8 protein-coding genes are annotated in these 10769 nt (G+C 67.3%); 6 read left to right on the top strand and 2 right to left on the bottom strand.

Features of this window, described 5'->3' with window-relative positions:
* Positions 1–54: 54 nt before the first annotated feature.
* The gene (locus VAE53_RS06370; protein WP_322818534.1) at positions 55–297 is read right to left on the bottom strand and encodes a hypothetical protein; all 243 of its coding nucleotides are present in this window, start codon (positions 295–297) and stop codon (positions 55–57) included.
* Positions 298–592: 295 nt separating this feature from the next.
* Positions 593–976 (bottom strand): hypothetical protein, encoded by a 384-nt coding sequence (locus VAE53_RS06365; protein WP_322818533.1) that lies wholly within the window; start codon positions 974–976, stop codon positions 593–595.
* A 154-nt stretch (positions 977–1130) separates the two neighbouring features.
* On the opposite strand from VAE53_RS06365, the gene rnc reads away from it, so the two are divergent.
* The 6 genes from rnc to VAE53_RS06335 form a co-directional block, all read left to right on the top strand.
* Positions 1131–1820, top strand: a complete 690-nt coding sequence (rnc, locus tag VAE53_RS06360; protein ID WP_322818532.1) for a ribonuclease III — start codon at positions 1131–1133, stop codon at positions 1818–1820.
* Positions 1811–5455, top strand: a complete 3645-nt coding sequence (smc, locus tag VAE53_RS06355) for a chromosome segregation protein SMC (protein WP_322818531.1) — start codon at positions 1811–1813, stop codon at positions 5453–5455. The genes rnc and smc overlap by 10 nt, the downstream gene beginning before the upstream one ends.
* A gap of 61 nt (positions 5456–5516) precedes the next feature.
* Positions 5517–6536, top strand: a complete 1020-nt coding sequence (gene ftsY / locus VAE53_RS06350; RefSeq protein ID WP_322818530.1) for a signal recognition particle-docking protein FtsY — start codon at positions 5517–5519, stop codon at positions 6534–6536.
* Between the two features lie 5 nt (positions 6537–6541).
* Positions 6542–8965: a DUF2298 domain-containing protein gene (locus VAE53_RS06345; protein ID WP_322818529.1), complete on the top strand. Its 2424-nt coding sequence runs from the start codon at positions 6542–6544 to the stop codon at positions 8963–8965.
* Complete coding sequence (locus VAE53_RS06340; RefSeq protein ID WP_322818528.1) at positions 8962–10581, top strand: hypothetical protein; 1620 nt, start codon at positions 8962–8964, stop codon at positions 10579–10581. Before VAE53_RS06345 ends, VAE53_RS06340 begins: the two co-directional genes overlap by 4 nt.
* The coding region (locus tag VAE53_RS06335; protein WP_322818527.1) for a hypothetical protein at positions 10578–10769 on the top strand (192 nt) is incomplete at its 3' end. The genes VAE53_RS06340 and VAE53_RS06335, both read left to right, overlap by 4 nt.

The raw sequence follows: 10769 nt of genomic DNA, 5'->3' as shown, positions 1-10769 counted from the left end.
GCGAAGCCCCGGCGAGCCGGACGTCCTCGCCGGCAGCGACCGGAGCGGAACCTTTCAGCCCTTACGGCGCTGCTGCGCCCGGTTCCAACGCCGGCTCAGAATCCAGCGCGTGCTGAGCCGCGAGAAGCACGCGCCGAGGAGCACCGCCCAAACTACGCTCGCGACAAGAAAGGCCGTATCGTTCAGCGATGCCCACAGGCCCATGTAGAGTCCCAAAAAACCCCCGAGCGCGAAAGCGAAGAAGACCGGAAACGTACGCCACTTCCACTCCGGAAGCGGGATCGGCTTCGGCGCCACGCTCGGCACACCTGGCGTCGTGCTCGCTGCCGCCGGGTGACTCCGCCGACGTCGGCGCGATGCCGCGCTCACGACGGCACCCCATAACGAAGCCGAAACGCCATGTCGCATCGCCGACAAAGCGGGACGACGTCTCGGCCGAGCAGCTCTCGAAATCCAATCACGTGCACACCGCACTCCTTCCCGGTTTCGCCCTTCCGGGCATCGGGGAAATGGAAAAGCTGGCCACAATCCGCGCAAACCAGCGCGCTGGCTTCGCCGATGGGCAGTTTACACTCGCAGCAAACGAACGCCCTCATCCACGCCGAGCCACGCCCCCGGGCAAATCCCCCCTCCGGAAGAGCAGCACGCCGCCCGCCGTCCGGCGATGGCGTACCTGCCCCGCCTCTGCCAGCGCTTCCAGCGCCGCCGGCGTCATTCCCGCTGCCGCTGCCGCCTCGAGCAGGTCCAGCACGTCGTCGAGCGTCCCGGGCTCCGCCGGCGGGGCGAGACAAACATTGCACGCGAACTCGAGGGACAGGTGCTCCTCGTTGATCCAAACCTGCCCGCAATCGTCTCCGGGCAAGTCAGCTCGCGAGTTCAAGTGGTAGAGATTCCCGCACCAGTTGCACCACGCCTCCATGTGCGCCGCGACCTCCCCGGCACACACATGGCAAACCTTCAGGCTGACAGACTCCATGCCATCCCTGATCGTACGGCACGGCTTGACTCGCCGTGAACCCGGTTCCTATGATCATAGCGCTTTAGCATTTCCTGCCGCATCTGCGGCTGCCCGGCACTATCGCCCGGCCGGAGGGGACGTGGGACAGCCCGCACCAGGAGACCATAGAGAGTTGCTCAGCCGCCTCGGGCTCCGCTCGCTTCGTCCCGACCTCCTCCAGCAGGCCCTCACCCACTCGTCATACCTCAACGAAAACCCTTCGGCCGACGTCTCCAACGAACGACTGGAGTTCCTCGGCGATGCCGTCCTCGGGCTCGTCGTCGCGAGGCTGCTCTTCGAGCGCTGCCCCAACGCCGGCGAAGGGGAACTGACCCGTACCCGAGCAGAAATCGTCCGCGGCAGCACCCTCGCGCGGGCCGCCTCCCGTGTCGGCCTCGGGCAGTTTCTCGTGCTCGGCCGTGGCGAGGAGGCAGCCGGAGGGCGGACCCGCGACCGGAACCTTGCCGGGGCCCTCGAAGCGGTCATCGGGGCCGTCTACCTCGATTCCGGGCTCCCATCCGCTGCAGCCCTCATCCGGCGTCTCCTCCGCCAAGAAATCGACCAGGCAATCCGCGAAGGGGCGCGCCCCGATGCCAAAAGCTCGCTCCAGCACCTCGCCCAGGCTCGCTGGCACGAAGCACCTGAATATGTGACGGTAGAAGACACGGCGGATGCGCCCCACCGCCGCTTCGTCGTGGAAGTCAAAATCGCCGGGCGTCCGCTCGGACGCGGCGAAGGACGCAGCAAGCGCGAGGCCCAACAGCGCGCGGCGCAGGTCGCGCTCGAAGGCCTGCGCCACCAGGAGGGCGCAGCGTGTACCTGAAGCGGCTCGCCATCCACGGCTTCAAAAGTTTCGCCAACACCACCGTCTTCGAGTTCGGACCAGGGGTCACCGCCATCGTCGGCCCGAACGGCTCCGGCAAGAGTAACGTCGCCGATGCCATCCGCTGGGTGCTCGGCGAACAGAGCGCCCGCCTCCTCCGCACCAAAAAGCAAGAAGACGTCATTTTCGCCGGCGCTGGGAGCCGAGCAGCCATCGGCATGGCCGAAGTTGCCCTCACGCTCGACAACACCGAGCGCTGGCTCCCTCTCGACTTCGCCGAGGTCGAGATCGCGCGCCGCTTGTACCGCAGCGGCGAGAGCGAATACCTCCTCAACGGCTCGCGGGTACGCCTCCGCGACATCGTCGACCTCCTCATGAAGGGAGACGTCGGGCAGAACTCCTACTCGATCATGGGGCAGGGACTCGTCGACGAGGTGCTCTCGATGTCCCTCGAAGAGCGCCGAGCCTTCCTCGACGAAGCCGCCGACGTGAAGCGATTCCGCCTCAAAATCAAGGAAGCACAAGACCGCCTCGGCGCCACCCGCGACAACATCGAGCGCGTCGCTCTCATCATCCAAGAAATCGAGCCGCGGCTGAGCCAGCTGAGCCGTCAGGCCGAACGCGCGTCCGAGTTCCGCCGCCTCACGCAGGAGCTTGCCAGCCTCCTTCGGCTCTACTACAGCCACCTTTGGGCCGAAGCCCAGAACACCATCGTCCGCGTGCAAGCAGCCGTCGATCAGGGCATTGCCGAGAACGAGGCCGCGTCCCGGCGTGTCCAGCAGCTCCGCGAGCAACTCCGCACACTCTCGGACGAGATTCGAAAGAGGCGCGAGGCCATTGCCCGGCGCGACAGCCGCGGCGCCGAGATCGAACAGCGCATCGCCGCGACCGAACAGGCGATCGCGCTCGACCGCGAGCGGCGGGCGATGGTTGCAGTTCGACGCGAAGAGCTCCAGCGGGAGATCGAAGCGCTCGAGGCCGAGCGTCTCGCGCTGGCCGCTACTGACGTCGACGACGGCCGGCGCAATCTCGAGATTGCGGATCAGGCCGAGGCCGTTCGGGCCGAGGCCGAGCGCTGCCGGGCAGAGCTCGACGCCGCCGAACGCGAGTATTCTCGGGTTCGCAGCCGGGTACAGGAGCTGCGGGACGGCGCCGACGCCGACGCGCGCCGTGCGGCCACCTTCCAGACCGACGTCGAAGCCGCTGAACGGCGCGTGGTCGACCTCGACCGCGAGCTGGAGCAGCTCACGGCCCGTCGGAAGGCGATCATCGTCGAACTGCTCGGCAGTCGTCGCCGGATCGCCGAAGCTCGGCTTTCCGTAGAGGAAGGCGAGCGCCGCCTCGTCGAGGCGCGCCGCGAGGCCGACGCTGCCCGCGATCAGCTCATGCGCGTGCAAGAGGAGGTCCGCGAGTACGAAGCCGCCGGCAACCAGGACCTCCGCGAGCTCGACCACCTCGAGGGCCGGCTCGACGCCCTCCGCCGGGTGCAGGCAGAGCACGACGGTGTTGCGGCCGGCACTCGGCAAGTCCTGATCATGGGGCAAGCCCTGATCGAGGACTTCGAGCCCGGCAGCCTCGGCGAGCCCCCCGAGCTCCCGGGCGTCATCGGTCTCCTCTCCCGCCAGCTGCGCGTCCCGCCCGGCTTAGAGGTCGCTATCAATGCCGCCCTCGAATACCGACTCCACGCGATCATCGTCGAAAACGAGGCCGTCGCCCTCGAGGCTATCGCCATTCTCCAGCGTCGCCGGCAAGGTCGAGCGCAATTCCTCCCGCTCGATTCCGTCCGCCACGTCTATCCGCTCAACCTCCAGAAAGAGCGGGGCGTCGTTGGCGTTGCCTCCAAACTCGTCCGTTGCGACCAGCGCGTCCGGGCATTGGTCGATACCCTCCTGGGCCGCGTCATTGTCGTCGAAGACAAGCAAACGGCGCTGCGCATGATTCGGCGTTCCCTCGGCTCCGTGGTTACCCTCGATGGCATCTACATCGAGCCCACTGGAGTCATCGCTGGAGGCTCCACCGGTGCCGACGAGGGCGAGTTCATTCGCCAGCGGGAAATCGAAGAGCTCCCTGCCCGCATCGAGGAGCTCCGCAAGCGCACGGAAATCGCCCGCGAGCGCATCGAACAAGCCCGGCTCGCCATCGAGCAGGTTGCTCGCCGATCCCACGAAGCCGAAGCCAACTACGAAATGCTTCGCCGTGCCCTCGAGGCGACTCGTCAGGATCTCGAGCGCGAGCGCGAACGGCGGCACCGAATCCGCCGCGAGGCCGATGCCCTCCGCTCGAAAAGGGCCGATATCCAACGAGAGCGCACAGCGCGGCTGCAGCAAGCCCAACAGGCCCGGCGCGCCCTCGAAACGCTCGAACAGCGTGCCGCCGAGCGCCGAGCCGAACTCGCCGAACTCGAACAAGAGCTCGCGCTTGCCACAGCCCGCCGCGAAGCTGCCCTTGCCGCCGTCAGCGAAATCTCGGGGCGCCTCGCGGCCGCCGAAGGCGAGCGACGCACGCTCATCGCCATGCGCGAACAACACGAAAAGTCGCTCCAGCGCCTCGACGGGCAGTTGCAAGCCAAGAAGCTTCAGGCCCGCAATCTCGAGCTCGAAGCTGGTGTCATCGACGAGCGACTCGAACGCCTCGCTCGGGAGCTCGAAGCCATCCGTGCCGAGCAAGCGCGCTTCACCGAAGACGCAGCGCCCGACCGCGACGAGCTCCATCGGCTCGAGAACCACGAACGGGCCATCCAAGACGAATTCGCCGCCGCCCAGGACCAGCTCCTGGCTATCGACCGGCGCCGCCTCGACCTGGAAAACGACCTTGCCCGGGCTCGCGAGCGACTCCAGGCACTCCGCGACGAGATGGAGCGGGAGGGGCTCGTGCCACTCCCCAGCGGCGAGGTCGTCCCCCTCGACGAACTCGATCGCCTCGCCTCCGACCCCGAGCCCCAGGCTCCCCGCGTCCAGGGGGGCGCGGCCATCGACGTAGAAGCGACCCGGCAGCGCATCGAGGAACTCCGCCGCCAGATTCGGCGCCTCGGAGCCATCAACGAAGAGGCTCCCGAGGATTACCACGAGCTCAAGGAACGCCACGAGTTTCTGACCACGCAGCTTGCCGACCTTACCGATGCGGCCGACCAGCTCCGCACGGCCATCGCGGAGCTCAATCAGGAGATCAGCTCGCGCTTCGCGGTCACCTTCGAAACCGTCAACCGAGCCTTCGGCGAGTACTTCGAGGCATTCTTCGGAGGTGGCCAGGCGAGCCTCGCCCTGACCGACCCTGAGCACCCCGCCGAATCCGGAATCGAGATCGAGGCGCAGCCCCCCGGCAAACGCATCAAGAGCCTCTCCCTCCTCTCCGGCGGCGAACGGTCGCTCACGGCCGTCGCGCTCCTTTTCGCCCTGCTCACCGCCAACCCTGCCCCGTTCTGCGTCCTCGACGAAGTCGACGCAGCCCTCGACGAGGCGAACGTCGGGCGGTTCACCACTGCGTTGCGAAAGCTCGCCGAGCGCACGCAGTTCATCGTGGTCACGCACAACCGCCGTACCATCGAGGTCGCTGACGCCATCTACGGTGTCTCGATGGGCCGCGATGGCGTCTCCCGCGTGCTCAGTCTGCGTCTCGACGACCTTCCGCAGGCCTGACGCTGTTCCGTAGTTCCATGCCGGTTACCATCCCCCTAAGTCTGCCCCGAGGAGAGCGCTCGTGAGGTTCTGGCGCCGCAAGTCCTCCGATTCGCAGGTCGAAGCCACCGGAGCGCAAACCGTCGAGACCTCGACATCCGAACCGACGGAAGAAGAGCGCGCAGAGCTTCACGAGCAGACCGACCGTGCCGTGGAGCGCACCCGACGCGGATTCTTCGGCCGTCTCGGCGCGCTCTTCGAACGCGCCGATTTCGACGACTCCCTCTGGGACGAACTCGAAGAGATCCTGATCGGGGCCGACGCTGGCATCGAGACGACGACGGCGCTCCTCGACCGCGTCCGGCAGCGGGTGAAAAAAGAGGGCGTCAAACAATCGTCCCGAGTGCGCGAGCTCCTGCGCGAAGAACTCGTCGCCATCCTCCGCGAGCCAGGAGCCTCCCCACCTGCCTGGGCCCGAAGCGATATCGCCCCGCCCCTCGTCATCCTGGTCGTGGGGGTGAACGGCGCTGGCAAAACCACTACCATCGCGAAGATGGCTCACGCCTTCAAGCGCGATGGGGCCACCGTCATCCTCGGCGCCGCCGACACCTTTCGGGCGGCGGCCACCGATCAGCTCAAAGTCTGGGGCGACCGAGTCGGTGTCCGGGTCATCGCCCACCAGCCGGGCGCCGATCCCGGTGCCGTCGCCTTCGATACGCTCGCCGCTGCCGAGGCGGCCCGCGCGGACGTGGTCATCATCGATACTGCAGGCCGGCTCCACACCAAGTCGAACCTCATGGAAGAGCTGAAGAAGATCGACCGCGTCATCAAGCGAAAGGACCCATCCGCTCCCCACGAAACGCTCCTCGTTCTCGATGCGACGACGGGGCAGAACGGCCTCCTCCAGGCGCGGACGTTCACCGAGGCCGTCGGAGTCACCGGCATCGTCCTCGCCAAACTCGACGGCACCGCCAAAGGGGGCATCGCTTTCGCCATCGCCCACGACCTCGGCATCCCCGTCCGATTCATCGGCACGGGCGAACGCATGGACGATATCGCGCCGTTCGACCCGGTCGAGTTCGTCGATTCATTGCTGGCCTGAACCCCATGGAGGCAGTCTTGGCGGCATGGCTGGCGTCGCTCTTCCTCGGCGCCGTCGGGTTGCCCCTCGCCTCCGGACTGTTCCGTCGCTTCCCCGATGGAGGGGCGGGTTTCGCGGTTCCGCTCGGGCTCCTCGCCGTCTCGCTCCCCTACTATCTCCTCCGTGTCGTTGACGTCCTCCCCCCGGGGCGCGGTGGCTATCTGCTTGCCGCTGCCCTCGTAGCCGCGGCTTCGGCTGCACTTGCGCGGAGGCTTCGCTGGCGAGCCGGCGACGCCCGCCGGCTCGCTTACGGTGCCGTGGTCGCCGCCAGCATGTACACCGGCGCGTTCTTCGCCTACCTCGCCTTTCGCTCCTATAACGCCGAAATCGCGGGGACCGAGCAGCCCATGGACCTGCTCTTCCTCAACGCCACCATGACATCACCCACCTACCCACCGCACGACCCGTGGTTCGCTGGAGAACCGATCAGCTACTACTACTTCGGCTACCTCCAGGCCGGCGTCCTCTCCTCGCTGGCCGGGGTGAAAGCCTCGATCGGCTACAACGTCGCGCTCGCTGCCACGTTCGCTGAAACCGCTTCCGGTGTCGTTTCGCTTTCGTGGGCCCTCGCTCGCTGGTCTTCGAGGCGCGCGAATCGGCAATTCGTCGGTGTCGTGGTGGTCACTGCACTTGCACTCGTCCTTTTCGCCGGCTCGCTCTCCGCCGTCTTCGAGTGGGCGGCGGCCCACGAAAGATATAACCCGACGCTCTATCGCGCCTTCGGCGTCGACTATCTGCTTCCGTGCGAGGGACGAGAGACAGGAAATTGCTACGTCGGCGCAACGGATCCGCGCACGACAGCGTGGTACCCCACCGAGTATTGGTTCTGGTGGCGTGGCTCACGTGTCATTCCCGGGACCATCACCGAGTTCCCGTTCTTCAGCTTCCTCCTGGGCGACTTGCACCCGCACGTCATGGCCCTGCCCCTCATGACGCTCGCCACGGCGGTCAGCGTTGCCGTTTGGCGAAGTCGCGGGGTGCTCGATTGGAGGTCGATTCGTTCGCGCCCATGGAGGGGCCTCGCTGCCGCAGCAATCTTCGGCGCCCTCGCCTTTCAGAACACCTGGGACGTCATCACGTTCTCGGCCCTTCTCGGATTGGCGACCTTCGCCCGGAACGCCCGCTCGCTGCCCTATGGACGCGCCGCGGTGGCTGCGGCGGGTTGGCTCGTGCCGGCAGCGCTCGCAGCGATAGTCCTCTATGCGCCTTGGTGGCTCACGTTCAGCTCCCAGGCGAGCGGCCTCTACCCCTACATCGGCGAAGGTACCCGCCCGGCGCATGCCTTCCTCCAGTTCGGCACGCCTCTTCTTTTCGCCGCGCTGGGCCTTCTCGCCTTCTGGCCATCCCGGCGGACCCTCGGGTCGGCCGCCGTCGCTGGCTGGCTTGCTGTTCTCCCATTCGTCGGTTGGATTGCATTTGCGGCCGCCCGCGGTGAGCTGGGCGACGCCGCAGCCAATCGCGGTACTGGCGGCTGGGTCACCCTCGCGCTGTTCGGCCTGCTCACATGGGCGCTTGCCAAACTGGCCATTGCCCTGGCTACTCGCCGAAGTGCCGCCGCCCCAACCGCCGCACTCGGAGCCGTGGGTGTCCTCCTGCTCTACGGAGCGGAGTTGTTCCTCGTTCGTGACGTCTTCTTCGGCTCCGTCCCGCGGTTGAACACCGTCTTCAAGCTCAGCTACCAAGCCTGGCTATTGCTCGGAATCTCTGGCGGAGTTGCTGCTTCCGGTCTTGCCGCTCGCGCTTTCGGCCGCGGCCGCTACGCGGCGACGAACGCTGCCGTTGCCCGCCTGGCGGTCGCCCCCGCAGTGATCCTCCTCGGCGGGGCACTCGTCTACCCGGTCCTCGCCGCCTTCAACCGAACCGAAGGGTTCGGCCGTTCCACGACCATCGACGGCCTCGCCTGGCTCCGCGCCGCCGACCCGGAAGAATATGCGCTGACACACTGGGTTGCGGCCGAAGTTCCGGCCGACGCCGTCTTCCTCGAAGCCACCGGCCGCCGCTGGGTGCGCGATCCTTCGGGCAACCTCACAGTCGTCGACGCCGGCGTGGACTACACCGAAGCCGGGCGCATCGCATCCCGGACCGGCCGACAGACGCCGATCGGTTGGTACTTCCATGAAATCCAGTGGCGTGGCGACAGCGAAGCGAACCGCGCACGGTTTTCGGCGCGACAGGACGCGGTCGACGACGCCTATCTCGCGTCCAGCCCCGAGCGCGTCCTGGCCGTGATGCGGCAACTCGGGGCCGATTACCTCGTGCTCGGCTCGCTCGAATACGCTCGCTACCCAGGGCCGTTCCCCGACTACGATGCCTTCCTCGACCGGGTCTTCGAATCTGGCCGCTACCGTGTCTATCGCCTCCCGGTCTATCGAGAGGTGAGCCCACCGTGACCGCTCGACGCTCCGCCAGTTGGACGGTGAGTGCTGGTACCCTCGCGTGGGGCGGTGCAACGGCCGCCTTCATTGCCTTGCGAGCCCTCGCCGTCTTTCACGTGCCCGTTGGCGGCTTCGAGCTGTGGTCCCTCGCTGGCGCGTGGCAGGCGCGTGCGGGTTTCGACGATGGCCGCTACATCCCGACGCTTTTTCAAGCAGTCACAGCGGCCGTCCTCCGTACTACCGAAAGCGAAATACCGGCGCGGCTGCTTGCCCTCGCTTCCTCCCTCGCGATTCCGATTTCGCTCTTCTACGTACGCAATCAAGTCGGGCAGGCGGCAGCGCTCGTCGCGCTGACACTGCTCGCCCTCGATCCGCTGCAGATCCTGCTCGGCGCGACAGCCACCGCTGCAGCTGTGGACATCCCCCTGCTCTTCGTTTTCCTAGCGCTCCGGGGCCGGTTGGCCCGGAGCTCGGTGTCGCTCGCGGTGGTGGGATTCCTCGCTGCCACGGCTGGTCCGGGTGTCTTGCCGCTTCTGCTAGGAGCGGTGCTCGCGGCTCCGCGCCAGAGAACATTCGACCCGCGTCCGCCCGCTACCGTGGCTGTAGGCGTGATAGCTGGCGTCGCGCTCGCTAGCGCCGGCTTCGGTGCAGGCTGGCAAGGCCTGACCATCCCGCCGTTCGAACTCTTCGCCGCTGGATTCGAATCGGGCTGGTCGACCGAAACAACCGCACGAATCATCGCGCTTTACGGGTGGGCACCAGCCGCCTTCGCATCCTTCGCCCTCGCCCTGCGCATCGCCCGAGAAGGAGCTGGCGCCTTCCGTCAGCCGCTCGACCGCCTCGCATCTGCGTGGTTCGCTGTGACATTCGCCTGGTGCCTCGTGGCCGGTTCTAGCCACGACCCACTCCCGGTCGCCTCGCTCACTGCTGCTTCGGCCTTGCTCGCGGCGCAGGGCGCGGTCCGTCTGTTCGAAGCCATCGCCTCGACCGACTGGCGACGGGCGGGCTGGCCGCTCGCAGCTGCCCTCGTCGCTTCCGCTACGGTCGTTGGGCCGCTCCTCGATTGGGCGCGCCTCGGTCAGGTTGGCCCCGCGAGCGAGGTCGTCGCCGTCCTCGTGCTCACCGCTCTCATCGCAGGCGCGCTCGCAGTGCTGGCCCACTCGGCGCGGACTCGCCCCGTCACCCTCCTGCCCTTCGCGGCAGCTGCCGCCCTTCCGTGGCTCAGCGGCGGCTTTGCGGTAGCGTCGGGGAGCCCGAACGAACCGCTGCCATCGCCCGTTACCACTCTCCAGGCTCGCGAGCTTCGCGACCTGGTGACCGGCCCCTCCCGCGACCCGTCGGCCATCGTGGCCATCCACCCCTCGCTTGCCGAAGCGCTCACCTGGCCCCTGCGTGGTGCCCGCGGAATCGTCGTCTCCAGCCGCATCCCTCCGAATGCCAGCGTCGTCGTTTGGGAGCCCGGCCTGGCCCCGCCCGATGGCTTTCGCGTTCTCGAAGGACGTTGGGGAATCCTCAGGGAAAGAAACGGTCCACGAAGTCGCTTTCTGGACTATCTCGGCTGGCTCGCCGACCGCAATACTCTACCCGTGCGCGACATTACGGCAGCCATCTTCGTCAGGGAGGCGGAATGACCGCGGCCGCGGCGGCCTGGACGAGCCGCGTCGACCGGGTGCTCGCGCGGCGCATCCCGCTGACCGCGGAGTTCGTGCTCTATGCATTCGTCATCGCCGCTGCTGTCCTCCTCCGGACCTGGGACCTCGGCGCGCGCGCGCTCCACCACGACGAGAGCATCCACGCCCAGTGGTCGTGGGGCCTGCTC

The organism is Tepidiforma sp., from assembly GCF_034432735.1.
Lineage (GTDB): Bacteria > Chloroflexota > Dehalococcoidia > Tepidiformales > Tepidiformaceae > Tepidiforma.
The sequence above is the reverse complement of the archived record's forward strand: the minus strand, read 5'-3'. Positions and strand labels throughout refer to the sequence as shown.

Excerpts from the sequence above, each read along its gene's own strand:
- VAE53_RS06365 (WP_322818533.1), bottom strand. The coding sequence starts at position 976 with ATGGAGTCTGTCAGCCTGAAGGTTTGCCATGTGTGTGCCGGGGAGGTC.
- VAE53_RS06345 (WP_322818529.1), top strand. The coding sequence starts at position 6,542 with ATGGAGGCAGTCTTGGCGGCATGGCTGGCGTCGCTCTTCCTCGGCGCC.